This is a genomic window from Streptomyces sp. NPDC055962 (assembly GCF_042270185.1).
Lineage (GTDB): Bacteria > Actinomycetota > Actinomycetes > Streptomycetales > Streptomycetaceae > Streptomyces.
Window position 1 is genome coordinate 90,040 of sequence record NZ_JBHJYN010000014.1, and the last position, 15,325, is coordinate 105,364.

A 15,325-nucleotide genomic window follows, 5' to 3' on the forward strand; every position below is an offset into this window, starting at 1 on the left:
CCGTCGGCCGTGGCCGGTCAGGACGCGGGTGGGGGAGTGGGCTGCTGGGCCAGTACGGCCAGGTGCATGCCGAGGAAGTTGACCTCGGACTCGGGGAGCGCGGACCCCAGCTCCTTCTCGGCGCGGGCCGAGACGGCGCGAGCGCGGGCGACGGCGGCGGGATGCCCCGCCAGTTCCGCGGCCACCTGGTCGTCGGTGAGGAACGCCTCGATCGGTTCTCCGTCCACCAGCCGGCCGAGTGCCATCATCAGATGGCTGGTGAGCATCCCGGCCGTCGCCTCGGTGACGGTGAGACCCTCGGACTCCAGCGAAGCGAGTTCGGCGGTGACGAAGTCGGCCACCTCGGGCCGGACCTGACCGCCCTCGCGGAAGAGCCGGAGCCGCAGTGCGAGCTGGTCGTCCATGGTGATCCTCCAGAAAACAACAGTAACCAGGATTCTGTATTTTGAGGCCGGGCGACGCTCCGGAGACATGAGATCCCGGTCACCGTGCCCGCGGGTCAGTAGGAGGGGATGCGCTCCCCCCTCAGGACCTCACCCTGCAGCCGCGTGACCAGGGAGAGGTCGAGCGAGGCGCGGACCGCGGCCAGCGCCCTGGCCCCCTCGGTCCGGCAGATCACCGCGGCGCTCGAGTTGCGCAGCGCCAGCTCCCGGGTCACCTCGTCGCCGAGTGGAAGCACCTCGACACCGAGCCCGATCCGGTCCTGGGCCTCGTCGAGGTTCCAGACGGTCGCGTCCACCTCGTCGCGGGCGAACAGATCGGGCAGCTGCATGTACGACGCCTCCCGCCACCGGATGTCCGGGCGGCCGGCGAAGACCCGCTCCACGAGCATCCGCAGGTCCTCCGACGTGTGGTCGACCGCCACCCGCAGGCCCGGCGCGTCGAGGTCGGTCCCGCGGCGTACGAGCATGCCGTGCGCGCCGACATAGGTCGCCGGGCCGAGGTCCGCCACCAGCTCCACCGGGTGCTCGGCGATCAGCTGGTCGGCGGCGAACCGCGACAGGACGACCAGATCGACCTTGCCCTCCAGCAGTGCCGCCGTACGGGCGCCCGCGCCGCGCATGAACGTCACGGCGAACGGTGCGCCCGCCTCCTCGAAGGCGCCGCGCAGCCCCGTCGCCAGGCCCTCGTAACGCCGGGAGTAGGGGAGCGGCATGGCCGCGAGCAGGGTGCCCAGCCCGGAGAGCCGCCACAGGACGGTGCGGTCGGAGCTGACGAGGAACGTGCCGAGGTGGCCGCGCGCGGTCGTGGCGATCGCCCCGGACTGCTCCAGCAGTTGAAGGGCGGCCTGGACGGTGCCGTTCCCGCAGCCCAGCTGCTCGGCGAAGTCCCGCACGCGGGGCAGGCGCGTCTCCGGCTCGTGGTGCAGGAGCAGAGCGGCGAGCTGCCGTGCGGCGAGGCCGTTACGGGTGAGGAAGCGGTCGTCCAGGTCGTTCACGAATCAAACAGTAAACAGGATTCTGGATATTGACAAGGAGTCCGGTGGGGCGGACATCGGGAACCTCACCGGCCGGGAATCCGGCCCCTACGGAAGGGGGAATCCAGGCCCGTGGGCCGTGCTGCCGACGGCCGCCACCGCGAGCGGGCGGCACGGCGTCGGCCGACAATGGCGGCAGGCGCAGGAACGGAGCCTGCGGCCGCCGTCGAGCGGGAGGTGCGCGGCACATGGACGCCCAGCCGCCACCGGCCGACGAGTACCGGCGCAGCCGCCGTACGAGGGCTGCCACCTCCGCGAGGCGCGTCACGGGAACGCGTACGTGAGCGCCGGGACCGGCCGGGCGGCGATCCTGCGCAGATCCCTGCGGGTGTCCCTGGCCGCGAGCGCCGGCTTCTACACCCTCCGGTACGCCGCCGAGCTGCCGGTCGCCGCCCTGTACGCCCTCTTCGCGCCCATCGCCATCGGCCTGCTCTCCGCCATCCCCGGCTCCGGACGTCAGCAAGCCTTCGTGACGCTCCGCGCGCTCCCCCCGGCCCTGGTCCTCGCGACGCTCGGCACACTGGCCGCGGTGGACACCTGGGCGGCGACCGGAGGCATGCTCGTCGTCGGGTTCCTGCTGGCCTTCGCGGCCGTGGCCGGTCCCCGCCCGGCGGGCGCCGCTCCCGGCCTCCAGCTCTTCTACATCCTCGCCTGCTTCCCGCCGTACGCACCGGAGACCCTCGGAGAACGCCTCGCCGGCCTGGCCCTGGGAATGCTGCTCCTCGCAGCGGGCGAGGTCCTGCTGCCCGACCCGTCCGTCGCCTCCTACCGGCAGCGGCTCGCGAACGCCCTCGGTGTCGCGGCCCGTGCGGCCGCCACCGGCGAGGTGTCACCGGGGTCTCTGCGCGAGGCCGGATCGAGCATGCGCCTGTCCCATGTACCGCCGGCCGAACGCCCGGCCGGTGCGGGCAGGACGGACCGTTCACTGGAACAGGCGGGGCGTGCGGTGAGACGCCTTCTGGAGCAGCTGGCAACCCTCTCCGAGACGTCACCGGCGTCCCCCGATCCGGCGTCCACCACCCTCCTCCGCAAGGTCGCGGAGACGAGCGACGCCTGCGCGCACTCCCTGCGCACGGGCTGCCGCCCGCCCGTACCCGGGGGACTGGAGCGGGCGATGCGGCACTTCCAGACGGAACGACGCACCCGCGCGTACTCCGGGCAGCCCACTCCGGCGGAGACCCCTCCGTCTAAGGCCACACTCCGACGGCAGTCACGCGTCCTGGCCCTGGCGGAATCGGCGCGGGTCGTCGAGATCACCGTCGACATCGCCGCGAACGGACGGCCCGGGGAACCGCCTGCCCCGGCCGAACTCTTCTGGTACGCGGAGCTCTCCACACCCAGACTGTGGGCACGGCGCGCCCTCGGAAACGTGACGCTCGGATCGGTGCTCTTCCAGAACGCCGTTCGGACGGCACTCGGCCTGGCGGCCGCCCGGCTGGTGGCCGGCTCACTCGACCTGGACCACGGGTTCTGGGTGCTGCTGGCCGTCCTGACCCTCGGGCGCACGACCGTGGGCGAGACCTGGCAGGCGGTACGCCGGGCAGTGATCGGGAACGCGGTCGGTGCCCTGGTGGCGGGGGCGCTCCTGACGGGCATCGGCGCGCACACCGACGCGTACGCCGCACTCCTGGCTCCCGCGATGCTCGTGGGATTCTCCGTGGGACCCATGCTGGGGATCGCCTGCACGCAGGGGCTGTTCACCCTCGTCGTCGCCACCGCGTTCGCCCAGATCGCCCCCGCCACCTGGAGGCTGTCGGAGGCACGGATCATCGACGTCGCCACGGGCAGCGCCATCGGCCTGCTGTGCGGGCTCCTGGCCTGGCCGGCCGGGGCCGGTCGTGAGGTCCGCCGCGCCATGGCGGCGTTGCTGCGTGCCGGCGGGGGGCTGATCCCGCCGACCGCGGAGGTGCTGGTGACTCCCGGGCCCGGACCGCGGGCCGTGCCGCAGACCCTGCCGACCCTGCACCGGATGCGCCTCGCCGAGGCTGCATATGCCCAGTACCGCACCGAGGCACGGACCCCTTCGGAGGGCGCCGAGCCCGACTGGCACGCGGTGCTCATCGTCGCCAACCACGTGCTCCAGGGCGCGCACCGGCTGCCGCTCTTCGGCCTCCGCCCGAGCAGTCCGGAGGGCCCGGCCGCAGCCTGGGCCCGCGCCGCCGCAACCGATCTGGACGCGGACGCGCACCGCATCGCCCGCCTGCTCACGGGCGGCGGCCCGCAGGGTTCCGCGCCGGCACCCACGCCGGCCCCGGACGCCTGGTCCCCGGCGTCCCTGTCCGTCGACCTTGAGGTGTGGATGACGAGCCTCCGTGACCAGTTCGCCCGGATCGAGGCCTCGGCGGCACGGTCGTCGCACCGGATGCAGTGACAAGGCCATGAATGCTGTGGGCCGGGCGTCCGAGTCCCCGTCACCCCATGGCGCGGCGCCACGTGTTGCCGGGCCCGGTGGTGACCGTCCTGCTTTCTGTAGCATTCGGGACGAAACGGTGAAGGTACCCGGACAGGGCATCCGCCCGAAGACCCCGGCGTACGGACGACGAGTGGACAGAGGTGGCCACCGATGGCGGACGAAAGCGTTCAGCACCCGGGTCTCATCGTCCCGGTGGGGCACGTCGAGCCGGTGCCGCGCCGCGTCCGGGCGACGATCGGCGGCCGCGTCGTCCTCGACACCCGGCGTGCCCTGTACGTGTGGGAGCGGCCTCCCTACCCACAGTTCAGCATCCCGGTCGAGGACGTGGCCGAAGGGGTGCTGACCGACGACGGCCATGTGGAGCAGAGGGGTGCCGGGCCGGCGCGGCGCCACACACTGAGGGTCGGTTCAGAGGTCCGTGAAGGCGCGGCATGGGTGTGGGACGACGGTGCCCCCGCTCCGCTCCACGGCACCGTGCGCTTCGAGTGGGACGCGCTGGACTCCTGGTTCGAGGAGGACGAGCCGGTCTTCGTCCACCCGAGGAGCCCCTACTCCCGCGTGGACGCGCTGCGTTCCTCCAGCAGTGTCCGCGTGGAGATCGACGGCGTCGTGCTGGCGGACGCGCCCCACTGCGTCAAGCTGTTCGAGACCGGCCTGCCGACCCGCTACTACCTCGACCGCGTGCATGTCGACCTGGCCGGGCTGCGGCACTCCGACACGGTGACCCGCTGCCCGTACAAGGGCACGACCAGCGGCTACTGGTCCTTCGACAGCGATGCGGCCGCCCACGAGGACATCGCCTGGGCGTACGACTTCCCGACGGTCCACGTCAACCGCATCGCAGGCCTGGTCGCGTTCTACAACGAACACGTCGACCTGTACGTGGACGGTGCCTTGCTGCCGAGGCCGGCGCCCATGGGCGCGTAGGGCGATCGGCGCGGGCCCGGAAGCGGCAATCCTCAGAGCCCGCTCACCTTGGCCGTCGCGGACAGTTCGTGGACCAGGGTGAGAGTCCGCCGGCCGTCCGGCGGAAGCGTGACGTCCCAGCGGACGATGCCGTCGGCGTCGACCGCGTCAGGGGCGGGGGAGGAGAGGTCCTTCCGCAGGCGTATCTCCACAGCCGAGACCTCGGAGACCGGAATGCGCTCCCGCACGGTGACGATCCGGTCGTCCTGCTCGCCGGGGGCGGAGAACCGGGACAGGCTCACCGTGACCGTGCGGGTGAGGAGGGTCCTTTGGGTGATCCCGCCGGTCTCCCGCGTCTCCTCGGTGTGACGCACCACCCGGTGGTCGTCGCAACTGCCGAAGGCGAGCTCGACGGAGGCGCCGGGGGCGGTGAAGTCCAAGGCGCCGCGACCGCTGAAACCACCGGTACGGACCAGATCCACCGGACCGGCGAGCAGGGCGTGGCCCGGCGGACCGTCGAACCGGACGAGTCGGGTGACCAGGGGAGAGAGTTCGGGCGAGCAGGCGTACTCGGTGCGTGCGGGCGTGGTCCACGTGGAGAGCGGTACGCGGTGTGCGCGGCCGTCACTCGGGACGGAGATCTGAGCCGGAGCCCGCAGGACCCGTGCCTCACCACCGTCGTCAACCCCCGGCAGACCGAGCACCGGGGCAGGTCCGAGGGTCTGTATCTCCTCCTCGCGCATCTCGACGTCGACCGCCCGGCGCTCCGCCACGGTGCGGTCCGTGAGCGTCAGCCGGTCCTCCTCCAGACGGGGCGGATCCGTGGCGAGCGCCGAGCGGGCCGTCGACAGCGTCAGTCGCACGTCGCGCCAGTCCTCCCCGGTGCGCTGCCAGACCACGGCGTCGGTCTCCAGCGTCAGGGAGCCGTCGCCGAGCGCGGCCCGGTAGGCGGGGCGCCACAGCGCGCACGGCACGAGATGGCTCAGAAGCAGACCGGCCGGTCCGGCTGCCGCGGCCTCCACCGTCAGTTCGATGTGGCCGACGAGCTCGGCGGGCTCCTCCTCGCCGTCGTGGAGCGCGTCCTCGACCTGCCGGAGCTCGTCGTGGAGACCGGACAACCCGGCCTCCACCGAACGCAGTTCCTCGCCGCACGTCGCCCGCTCGTCGTCGACCCGGTCCAGCTCCGTGGCCCAGCGCGACCGGTCGGTCTCCCCGGAGCCGGACCCCTCGGCGACCTCCCGCAGCAGGTCGGCGGCGAGTCCGGCGAGAAGGTCACGGCGGGCGTGCAGCCGGTCGCGCCGCCGTTCCAGGGTGAGTTGTTCCCGCCCAAGGGCATGCGCACGCAGACGCAGCGCCGAGTCGTCGTCGGCGTCGGGGAACGGTCCTCGCGGGGACCAGGTGCGGGTGATCCGCACGTCGAGCACGGTCGCCGGGTGATCGGCGGTCAGTTCCGCGTGGAGGGACCGGTCGACAGCCAGCGCGCTGATCGGCCCGAGCCGCAGCCGCTGCACCCCCGCCCCCAGATCGAGTACGACGGCACGCTCGACGTGCGCGCGGTCCTCCAGGCAGGTCACGGAGGTGACGGGAAGCGCGATCGGCTCCGAGGGTGTGCTCATGATGTCTCTCAGCTCCTGCGGTTGCCGCCGGCGAGGGCCTTGCCGGCCGGCATGCGGATCTCGTAGCCGCCTTCGAGCACGGCGGTGCCTCCCGCGGGCAGATCCACCCGCCGGACACGGGTGCCGGGGGCGTGGTGATCGGGCCCCTGGCCCTCGTCGGGTGTGGTCCAGCCGGCCCGTTCCTCGATCCGCACATCCGCCTCGGAGCTGACGGGCACCCGCTCACGGACCTCGATCGTGACGGGCCCGGCGAGATGATTGGCCAGCTCGACGTGGACCTCGTGCTCCAGCACGGTGATGTTGTTGCGGAGACCCGAAGTGGACTCGCGCCCGCTCGTGCGGCGGGTGACCCGGACACCCTCCGCCGGTCCGAGCCCGACCCGCCGGACCGCGCCGGGGGCGAGCGTCGGCAGCGCTGCGGTCAGCAGGAAGTCGTCGTCGACGGTGACTTCCACCGGGCCCGCGAGCAGAGCCTGGCCGGTGGTGTTGGACAGCACCGACGTCGCGTACACCGTCTGCTCCACCGACGGCGCGCAGAGGTACTCGGTGTGCGTGCCGACAGCGATCTCACCGACGGTGACGGTGTGCCAGGTGCCGTCCGACGGTATGTCGGCGCGGGCCGCTGCGTCGAAGCGATGATCGAACGAGCCCGCCGACTCGCGGGGCCGCACGGCGTACCCGGGCAGCGGCAGCGCGGCCACCGCGTCGGCGCGCGCCCGGAACTCGGCCGCCACGGCGTCGAAGGGCGAGCCGGGGAACAGCCGGCCCCGGCGAGCGCCCTGAGCCTCGGGGCCGCACAGGACGAGGTCCGTGTAGTCGAGCTCGGCGCCGCTCGGCTGCGGCGGCCCGGACGGTGGTACGGGCGGCGGCGGCGGAACGGCTCCGCCGGGAGGAGCTGGGGCCATCGGTGCGGGGGCCGCCGCGAACGACCTGTCGGCGGGCCCCCGCCTGGCGCCCGTACGGGCACGGGCCTGCGGTGCGGGTGCGCCGGCGAAGGACTCGGGGGAGGGCCCGCCCGGGGCCGGGGCCGGGCCGGGCGGCGCGCCGTAGCCCTGCGGGGCGGGATGCGGCGGAGGGACCGGACCGCCCACGGCGGGCACGGGCGCGGCGGTCGCGGTGGAAGGGCGGGCGCCCGCCGCGTCGTATCCGGTGAACAGGCCTGCGAGACCTGCGGGCGGTTCACGCCAGCCGGACGGGGCGGGAGCGGGCTGCCGGCGTCCGATGCGTATCGACCGGAGCTTCGGAAGCTCGGTCCCGCGCCGCAGGTCGGCCGTGGCCAGCCCGACGGACACACCGTTCCAGTCCTCACCGGTGCGCTGGGCGACCGAGGCGCGCAGCACCAGCCGGCCGCTGCTGTCCCCGTGGCGGAAACCGAGACGGTAGGTGGGCACCCAGACAGCCCCCGGCACCCCGTACTCCACCTCGATCCCGATCTCCGCGCCGCCATCCGCAGCGGTGGAACCCGAGGTGTCGACGGTCAGGAGCGCCGACACCGTGGTCGCCACGTGCGCCGCGGGCGAGTCGGTGGAGGCGCGGGCGAGCTCGTCCTCGGCGACCTCGAGTTCGTGTTCCGTCCGGCTCAACACCTCTTCCACCTCGGTGAGACGGGAGTGCAGGCCTGTCATCCGCTCGTCCACGAATCCGGCGAGCTCCAGCCACGCGTCGACCGGGGTGCGGCGGTGGGGGTCGTCGCGTCTGCGGGGCGGCGCCACCGGACGCAGCGCACCGACCTCCCCGATCAGGCATAGCAGGTGGTCCCGGCGGCACCGCGCCGCCATGAGCTCCTCGGTCAACCGCTCGACCTCGTGCCGCAGCCCGTCGGGCGCGGTACTGCCGAGCGGCTCGGCCTCGACCTCCACCCTGGCCTCGCTGACGCGCACTCCGGGGTCGCCCGGGACGCGGGCCCTCAGCGAGCCCGGATCGAGAGAGCGGGGAAGCCCCGTCACCCGCACCCTGCCGTCCGGTGGCACGCAGCCCTGCGCCAGTCGGCGGCAGAGCGCACCCCGCTCGTACACCACCACAGAATCGAGGGTCGAGCCCCACCTCTGCACTGTTTCGGTCGTCATCTCTTCCGCCCCCCATCCGCGCCGAGCCGAGTTTACGCCCGGGTGCCGCCGCGCGGTCGGTGGTGGCATCCACCGACCGCCATCCGGAGACGTCGCCCTCCGTTCGGTGCCCCAGGGCGACTTCGCGGAACCCCGCTCGGCGGGGCGTGGCATCCGCGGCAGTGTCACGGCCGCATCGGCCCGGCGTCAGCCGCTCGACGGCCGAGCTCTCCACGCGTACGGACTGCCGCCGCTCCGGAGGGAGGTGCGGTGATCCGGCGGCCGGGCGCGGTGACGGTGACGTGCTTGCGCGACGACCTCGTCCTGGCTCGGTGAACTGCATGCGGGCGCCCCGCCAGGTGGGCGACGATACAGAGCGGCCGCACGGGGAGCGGCCGCCGGGGGGGGGGGGGGCGTCTCCCGCGTCGTCACGGGACAAGGGGCACAGGACATGGGGTGGGGCGGAGCAGGGGCGATACGTCCGGGACAGCGGATCGGGCGCTTCACGGTTCTGACGGAACTGGCGAGCGGAGGAATGGGCCGGGTGTACCTGGCGCGTTCGCCCGCGGGACGCACGGTCGCGCTGAAGACGCTGATCACCGACAGCGCGGACGACCGAAGACGCTTCGCCCGTGAAATCGATTGCGCACAGCGGGTACGTGGCGTCTACACGGCGAGCGTCGTCGATGCGGACGCTGCGGCGCCCGTGCCGTGGATGGCACAGGAGTACGTGCCCGCACCTTCGTTGAAGGATCTGGTGGAGGACTGCGGCCCGCTGGGAGCCGACGCACTGCACTGGGTGGCCGCCGGAATGGCGGAAGCGCTGGCCTCCCTCCACACCGCGGGCCTCGTGCACCGGGATGTCAAACCGTCGAACGTGCTGCTGCCGGTCGAAGGACCGCGCCTGATCGACTTCGGTATCTCACAGGCGCACGACCTGACCCGGACGCACTCGGCGCTCGGCACCGTCGCCTATGCCGCGCCCGAACAGGCCCGGGGGGAGCCGACCACGGAAGCGTCCGACGTGTTCTCCCTCGGAGCGACTCTCTTCTATCTGGCGACCGGTCGCCCTCCCTACACGGACATGGAGGAACTCGCCCCACTGGAGCTGCTTCTGAGGGCCGCCCACGGCGAGACCGATGTCTCCGGTCTTGCGCCGACGCTGGACGCCCTTGTCCTGCCGTGCCTCGAACAGGACCCTGGAAGGCGGCCCTCGCCGGCCGAGGTGATCGCCCACTGTGCGGACCACCTCGGTGGCGTGGAGGCGGGCCGATCCGGCGGCAGCGTGCTGGACGCCCGTTGGACCGCCTCCATCGAGCGTCACCGGGCCGAGCGCACGGACGCCCTGCGTGCCGCGATCCGTGACATCGGTGACGACGACGGCAGCACGTCCGCAGGCCGCCGGGCGGGGCCGGACGAACCGACACGAGTTGTCGCCGTGCCCCCGACCGCTCGTCTTGCCGGACCACGCACAGGGGGGCGGAGGCCCGGCCGGCAGTGGTGGACGCTCGCCGCGGGAGCGGTCGCGGTCGGTGTGCTGGTCACGGTGCTCGTGCTCAGGCCCTGGGCCGGAGGTGATGCGGCCCGGGCGGGCGTCCCCGACGAGCCGGTGCGCATCCTTCCTGTCTCCGAGGAACAGCCGGGGGTCTGCCCCGACGGCAAGGCGTCCGACATCGATCCCGTCAGCCCCCGGCCCGCAGTTCCGTCAGGGCGGGGCTTCACCTCTGACGACCGCAAACGGTGTGTCGTCGTGTCCACCGAGCCCGGGATGACGGTGAACAGGTTCGAGGAGGTCGCGGCCTTCGAGGACCTGGGGGAGGGCGGGCAGGGAGGATGGTCGGTGCGGGTCAGGTTCGGTGAGAAGGACGCCAAGGCGTTTGCCGAGCTCACCGGGGATGTGGCGGGCCGGCCCTCACCCACGGACTCGGTGGCGATCGTCCAGGGTGACGACCGTCTGCTGGTCTCGGTCGGGGTCAACGAGTCGATCACGGGCGGCGAAGCGGTGATCGCGACCCGTCTCAAACGCAACGAGGCGCACTTCCTCGCCGGCGCGCTCGGTGCGCCTTCCTGACCCCGCCCCGGAGTGAACGGGCGACGCAGGCTCCTGCTTTCAGGCCGACTTCCCCTCACTGAGGTAGACGGCGCTGTCACCACTCGTCGCCATACGGCACAGAGCCGCGAGAATGTCCGGATCGGCGGTGAACATCGCCGCCTGCAGCTCATCCAGGTGCATCCAGGCGAAGCGGTCGTGTTCGGGGCTCAGCCTGACGTCCGGGTGCTCCGTGAGGGCACGGGCACCGAAGAAGAAGTCGATCACGGGTCCGGTGTTCTCCACGTCCGACCGGTAGTCCGTACCGAGGAAGGAGAGGGGGCCGTCGAGCGTGATTCCCGTTTCCTCGTACACCTCCCGCCGCGCGGCGGCGAGCGGGTCCTCCCCCGGATCGAGCATTCCGCCCGGAAGCCACCACGTACCCGCGCAGGGGCCGCCCGGGCCGTACCGCAGGAGCAGCACGCGCCCTTCGTCGTCCTGCAGGACGACACACGAAGCGGCGATCGCCTGAGGGAGTGTCTTGACCCACTCCTCGCGCGGCATCCAGGTGGTCATCCGGTTCCCCTTCCCGCCCTGCCGGAGCTCATGGCCGGTCCCCGTCCGTGCCCCCGACAGCTGTCCAGTGACTCGGACCTCAGCGTAGGGGCGCGGGCGGCAGGATTCGCCCGGGAGCGAGCCCGTCCGTGCGGCCGTCCCGCGCCCGGTGATCGACGAGACCCCTGCGCTCAGGGGGCAGCCCTCGGATCGGGTGGCGTTCACGGACTGCCAGGACGACACGACCATGACCACGAAAAGGGTGCACGCCGGACAGGCGCGAGGTTGACGCCCGGCCGCCGGGCAGACACCGGCCCTGTCGGCCCGCCACCGCAGTTCGACGGGGCAGGCTCCGGCGGCGGCGACCGCCGGAGCCCGCCGTCACACGGGGAGCTGGTCCAGAAAGCCACGCACGTCCTGGATGCGGCCCGAGTCGTCCGTCACCAGGACGTCGAATCCGATCACCAGCGGCTCGGCACCTTCCGCGCCCAGGCCCCAGCGGAAGCGCACCTGACGGTGGTGGGCGTCCTCCTCACCGACCTGGGTGAACACGAACTCCGGGAACTGCTGGTGGACGCCCTCGATGACCGCGGCGATCCCGTCGTGACCGGAGACCTCGGCCATCGGGTCGGTGTAGGTCACCTCGGGCGACCAGTGTTCGGAGATCAAAGCCGCCCGCTCGGCGTCGGTGGCGTTCCAGGTGGCCAGGTACTGCTGAACGATGCCCTTCATGATTCTTGACTTCCTTCGCTCGTATCGACCGGTTGGTGCGAGAATCCTGACCCGCGGACCGGGCGCCGATCCATGACCTCACAGGTCATGGCTGCCCGGACACGATGCGCCAGAACATGGCACGACGAGATCGGCCTGCTGCCGCACGCATGGATCGGAAGCAACGGGCACCGCTCCTAGGAGGAGGCCGACCTGCTGCGGTTGCAGCAGATTCTGCTGTTGCGGGAGCTGGACCTGGGGCTGCGCTGGATCCAGGCGGTCCTGGACAGCAGGCTCGACGGGGTGGCCGTGCTCCGTGAGCACCACCGACGGCTGCTCGCGGGACGGGACCGGCTGGAGACGTTGGCCCGCACGGTCGGCCGCACCATCGCCGAACTGGAAGAAGCCAGGGACAACGGGAAGATGGCCAAGATCAACAAGCCGGAGAACCTTTTCGGTTCATGGTGGCCGGTACGCCGGTCTCCGACCCCGCGGTGCAGGCCGAGGTGGACGCCGACTACCGGCAGATCTGGCAGTTCTGGACCCGAAGGCGGCCGCGTACCGAGGCGTGGGGCAGACCTGTGTCGACGACCCGCGGATGCGGGCGACCTTCGACAGGACCGCCGACGGTCTCGCCGTCCACCAGCGCGATGCGATGACCGCGTACGCCGATGCCCGGCTGCGCTGACCGCACGTTCCTGATGGCCGTGCGGCGGGTCATGAGCGCAGCCTGGCCTCCTCCAGGGTGTCGTCTGCCGACCAGCGCCGATGCCGGTCGTGGCAGGTCTTCCCCTTACCGAAGCGCGTCGGCAGGTCGCGCCAGGGGATACCGGTGCGCCGGCGGAAGAGCATGCCGTCGGTCACCTGGCGACGACGCTTCCACCGCCCGCCCCGCCCCCCGTTCCTCGGAAGGTGCGGGGCCGAACCGAGCCCACTGCGCGTCGGGGAGATCCCCTCGCCCCGCACCGGTCGGAGCAGTTTCGCCGACCGCCGGTCACATGACCCGTCGGACACGCTCTAGCCTCATCCCCATGAGCGTTGCACTCGAAGCCCCGCCGGTCGGAGCGCTGTTGCGGACCTGGCGTGAACGACGCCGGTTCAGCCAGCAGGAGCTGTCCAACCTCTCGCGGGTCTCCACCCGGCACCTCAGCCGGGTGGAGACCGGCAAGGCGCACCCCACGCCGGAGATGATCATCCATCTGTCCGACAACCTGGACGTACCTCTGCGGGAGCGCAACAGGCTCCTGCTGGCGGCAGGCTACGCACCGCGCTACCAGGACCACGGATGGGACGACGCGTCGATCTCCGTGGTGATGGACGGCCTGCGCCGACTTCTCGACGCCCACCTTCCCTACCCGGCCCTGCTGCTGGACGATCACTGGGACATCGTCGACGCCAACGCCGCCGTCGACCGACTGCTGAGCGGCTGCGCGCCGGAGTTGCTGGAACCTCCGGTCAACGTCGTCAGGGTCTGCCTGCATCCGGACGGACTGGCCCGCCGGATCCGTAATCGCGAGGTGTGGGGCGCCCATCTGCTCCGGCAGGTGAGCCACCGCGCCGAGCGCACCCATGACCGCCGCCACAGCGAGCTCGCCGCGGAGATCGCCGGGTACGTGGACAGCCCCGACGCCACCACCGCCCCGACGGGGCCGGTGGTCACTCTCGAAATCGACGTCGACGGCCACCCGCTGCGCTTCTTCAGCACCTCGGCCACGCTCAGCACGGCCACCGACGCAGCCCTCGAGGGACTGCACCTGGAGACGTTCCTGCCGGCAGACGCTCCGACCCGGCACAGCTTCGCCCAGGGGCCGACCGGCCCTGTGGAGTGACGGACGGGCAGGTGATCCAACTGCCGCTCCGGCCGGGGACGAACGCAGCGTCCAACGACGAGGGGTGCGGGAGCGTGGCGCCACCAGGCGACAGGACCGCCGCGTGGGCCGGTGCCACGGTGAGCCGGCGTTCGCGCACGGTTCCAGGAGGGAGCCGGGGCCTTGACTACTGTTTCACGAGGGTGCACGTCCGCAACATCGGCGCCGAGTCCACGGGCCGGACCACGAGAGTGCGCAGGGCAACGATGTTCGGCTCCGCGGCGGAGCCGACGTCGTCCGGCAGTTCCTCGACGCCGGCCCTGCCGACATGTTGCACGTACCTTCGGAGTCACGCACCGGCCGACGAACGCCCCACCGCGTGCTGAGCTCGCACGGCCGAGAGCACCGAGTCGGCCAACTCCGCGACGGGCCGACCGCCGCCGACATCCACGCGATCCAGGTCGAGTTCGGAGAGGGCATCCCGCATCAACACCTGGTAGCGCACGGACCGGGCCAGGAACTTGTCCGTCAGATGCCGCTCCTGATCCGTCGCTTCCACGTACCGGCCGGCTGCGTACATCCGGGTCCGCAGGAGATCATCGTCCGCGACGAGCCAGACGGCCGCCGTGCGCGGGAGGGTCAGCGCCGCGACGCGGGGGGGCCAGAGCGCGGAGCCCTCCAGGACCAGTCCGGGCCCGCCGACGTCAGCGCACGCGTAGGACGTGATCAGTTCTTCCACGCGTGGCCAGAGATGCTCGTAGTGGTCGAGAACGGACGTGATCAGCTCATCGAGCGCGAGTGACCCGTAGTGCTCGGCGACGTGCACCGGCACCTCCCGCTCAGGAGTCCGCCAGGGGCGCCCCGGATGACGGGCGAGGCCGTCCGTCGACAGGCAGGTGAACCCGAGCCTGTCCGCGACCGCTCGGGCCACCGTCGACTTCCCGGCATGCGACGTTCCCCCGATCAGCACCACCCGCGCACCATGCATGACGGTGAGCCTACTGTTCGTCGTGGAGCGGTGAGGCCGTATGTCTCCTGCCCCGGGACCAGGCCGGGACGGGCGCCCCGCCGAAGATCCGGGGGAGACGGGTGATGCGCGGTGACGTCGCGGTCCGAGGGTCGTTGGCTTGTTGACCTGTATCGGACTGCGAGTGACGTGGAGCCTGAGGTGTCGGATCGACAGGTGCGGCCTGGAGTGCGTGCGGTGGCGGTGTGCGGAGCGGTTCTGCTCTGCGGTGGTGTCGCAGGCTGCGGCGGGGACACGGAGGACGGGAAAGCACCTGCCGGTGCGCCTGCGGTGGTGAGCCCGGCGGCGCCGACCGCGGGGAAGCCCCCGAAGGACCCGGCCGAAGCGGTGCGGGAGGTGTACCGGGCCATGTGGTCGGAGCGGATGAAGGCGTTGCAGGTGGCGTCCGCGGAGGGGACCGACCTGGAGCGGTACGTGGCGCCCGGCGTCCTGAGGGCGTTCGAGAGGGAGCTGGCCCGATTGAAGAAGGACGGCATGGTGGTCCGGGGCCGGGTCGGTCACGAGCCGGAGGTCGCCGTGCTGGACACAGGAGAGGGAGTGCGGGGGTCGCGGGCGACGGTCGAGGACTGCCTGGATCTGTCGAAGTGGCAGCCCTTGGACATCACGACGGGCTGGCCCCTCCCGCTCCCCGGAGACCAGCCGGTGCGTCACCGGGCCACGGCGGAGCTGCAGCGCGGGGACGGTGGGCGGTGGACCGTCACCGCTTACCTCCCGGACAGGTCACGCGCCTGCTGAAAC

General features: G+C 72.2%; 13 protein-coding genes and 1 pseudogene. 6 read left to right on the forward strand and 8 right to left on the reverse strand.

All coding sequences use genetic code 11. From position 1 onward, the window contains the following. Positions 1-17: 17 nt before the first annotated feature. On the reverse strand, positions 18-404 hold the full coding sequence (locus ACFC51_RS30360; RefSeq protein WP_376531879.1) for a transcriptional antiterminator: 387 nt from the start codon (positions 402-404) through the stop codon (positions 18-20). Positions 405-499: 95 nt separating this feature from the next. Next, entirely contained in the window at positions 500-1,438 is a 939-nt protein-coding gene (gene yhfZ, locus ACFC51_RS30365) for a GntR family transcriptional regulator YhfZ (RefSeq protein ID WP_376379137.1), read from the reverse strand. A 319-nt stretch (positions 1,439-1,757) separates the two neighbouring features. Between yhfZ and ACFC51_RS30370 the strand changes: the two genes are divergently transcribed. Further along, complete coding sequence (locus tag ACFC51_RS30370; protein ID WP_376531881.1) at positions 1,758-3,848, forward strand: FUSC family protein; 2,091 nt, start codon at positions 1,758-1,760, stop codon at positions 3,846-3,848. Positions 3,849-4,040: 192 nt separating this feature from the next. Further along, positions 4,041-4,817, forward strand: a complete 777-nt coding sequence (locus ACFC51_RS30375) for a DUF427 domain-containing protein (protein WP_376531883.1) — start codon at positions 4,041-4,043, stop codon at positions 4,815-4,817. Between the two features lie 32 nt (positions 4,818-4,849). On the opposite strand, the gene ACFC51_RS30380 is transcribed toward ACFC51_RS30375, so the two are convergent. Together ACFC51_RS30380 and ACFC51_RS30385 are read right to left on the reverse strand one after the other, a co-directional pair. Continuing rightward, positions 4,850-6,412 carry a DUF4139 domain-containing protein gene (locus tag ACFC51_RS30380; RefSeq protein ID WP_376531885.1) on the reverse strand — a complete coding sequence of 521 codons (1,563 nt, stop codon included), beginning with the start codon at positions 6,410-6,412 and terminating at the stop codon, positions 4,850-4,852. Between the two features lie 8 nt (positions 6,413-6,420). Next, complete coding sequence (locus tag ACFC51_RS30385; RefSeq protein WP_376531887.1) at positions 6,421-8,478, reverse strand: DUF4139 domain-containing protein; 2,058 nt, start codon at positions 8,476-8,478, stop codon at positions 6,421-6,423. Positions 8,479-8,908: 430 nt separating this feature from the next. Here ACFC51_RS30385 and ACFC51_RS30390 point away from each other — a divergent pair, with 430 nt between their 5' ends. Further along, the gene (locus ACFC51_RS30390; protein ID WP_376531889.1) at positions 8,909-10,528 is read left to right on the forward strand and encodes a protein kinase; all 1,620 of its coding nucleotides are present in this window, start codon (positions 8,909-8,911) and stop codon (positions 10,526-10,528) included. Positions 10,529-10,567: 39 nt separating this feature from the next. Here ACFC51_RS30390 and ACFC51_RS30395 read toward each other — a convergent pair whose 3' ends face one another. Beyond that, entirely contained in the window at positions 10,568-11,062 is a 495-nt protein-coding gene (locus ACFC51_RS30395; protein ID WP_376379152.1) for an NUDIX hydrolase, read from the reverse strand. Between the two features lie 360 nt (positions 11,063-11,422). Then, the gene (locus ACFC51_RS30400; RefSeq protein WP_376379154.1) at positions 11,423-11,773 is read right to left on the reverse strand and encodes a nuclear transport factor 2 family protein; all 351 of its coding nucleotides are present in this window, start codon (positions 11,771-11,773) and stop codon (positions 11,423-11,425) included. 547 nt (positions 11,774-12,320) lie between these two features. Here ACFC51_RS30400 and ACFC51_RS30405 point away from each other — a divergent pair. Further along, the gene (locus ACFC51_RS30405) at positions 12,321-12,440 is read left to right on the forward strand and encodes a TipAS antibiotic-recognition domain-containing protein (protein ID WP_376531891.1); all 120 of its coding nucleotides are present in this window, start codon (positions 12,321-12,323) and stop codon (positions 12,438-12,440) included. Between the two features lie 50 nt (positions 12,441-12,490). Here the strand turns inward: ACFC51_RS30405 and ACFC51_RS30410 are convergent. Further along, positions 12,491-12,713 (reverse strand): annotated as a pseudogene (locus ACFC51_RS30410) (transposase); the annotation flags it as partial. Positions 12,714-12,783: 70 nt separating this feature from the next. Here ACFC51_RS30410 and ACFC51_RS30415 point away from each other — a divergent pair. After that, positions 12,784-13,581, forward strand: coding sequence for a helix-turn-helix domain-containing protein (locus ACFC51_RS30415; RefSeq protein WP_376379159.1), 798 nt, complete (start codon positions 12,784-12,786; stop codon positions 13,579-13,581). Positions 13,582-13,909: 328 nt separating this feature from the next. On the opposite strand, the gene ACFC51_RS30420 is transcribed toward ACFC51_RS30415, so the two are convergent. Then, on the reverse strand, positions 13,910-14,548 hold the full coding sequence (locus ACFC51_RS30420; RefSeq protein WP_376531893.1) for a hypothetical protein: 639 nt from the start codon (positions 14,546-14,548) through the stop codon (positions 13,910-13,912). Positions 14,549-14,728: 180 nt separating this feature from the next. Here ACFC51_RS30420 and ACFC51_RS30425 point away from each other — a divergent pair, with 180 nt between their 5' ends. Further along, complete coding sequence (locus ACFC51_RS30425) at positions 14,729-15,322, forward strand: hypothetical protein (RefSeq protein WP_376379165.1); 594 nt, start codon at positions 14,729-14,731, stop codon at positions 15,320-15,322. Positions 15,323-15,325: the final 3 nt, after the last annotated feature.

Bases quoted from the DNA above. Each gene is read 5' to 3' on its own strand.
- ACFC51_RS30360 (WP_376531879.1), bottom strand. From the start codon at position 404: ATGGACGACCAGCTCGCACTGCGGCTCCGGCTCTTCCGCGAGGGCGGT.
- ACFC51_RS30375 (WP_376531883.1), top strand. From the start codon at position 4,041: ATGGCGGACGAAAGCGTTCAGCACCCGGGTCTCATCGTCCCGGTGGGG.
- ACFC51_RS30380 (WP_376531885.1), bottom strand. From the start codon at position 6,412: ATGAGCACACCCTCGGAGCCGATCGCGCTTCCCGTCACCTCCGTGACC.
- ACFC51_RS30385 (WP_376531887.1), bottom strand. From the start codon at position 8,478: ATGACGACCGAAACAGTGCAGAGGTGGGGCTCGACCCTCGATTCTGTG.
- ACFC51_RS30390 (WP_376531889.1), top strand. From the start codon at position 8,909: ATGGGGTGGGGCGGAGCAGGGGCGATACGTCCGGGACAGCGGATCGGG.
- ACFC51_RS30395 (WP_376379152.1), bottom strand. From the start codon at position 11,062: ATGACCACCTGGATGCCGCGCGAGGAGTGGGTCAAGACACTCCCTCAG.
- ACFC51_RS30400 (WP_376379154.1), bottom strand. From the start codon at position 11,773: ATGAAGGGCATCGTTCAGCAGTACCTGGCCACCTGGAACGCCACCGAC.
- ACFC51_RS30415 (WP_376379159.1), top strand. From the start codon at position 12,784: ATGAGCGTTGCACTCGAAGCCCCGCCGGTCGGAGCGCTGTTGCGGACC.
- ACFC51_RS30420 (WP_376531893.1), bottom strand. From the start codon at position 14,548: ATGCATGGTGCGCGGGTGGTGCTGATCGGGGGAACGTCGCATGCCGGG.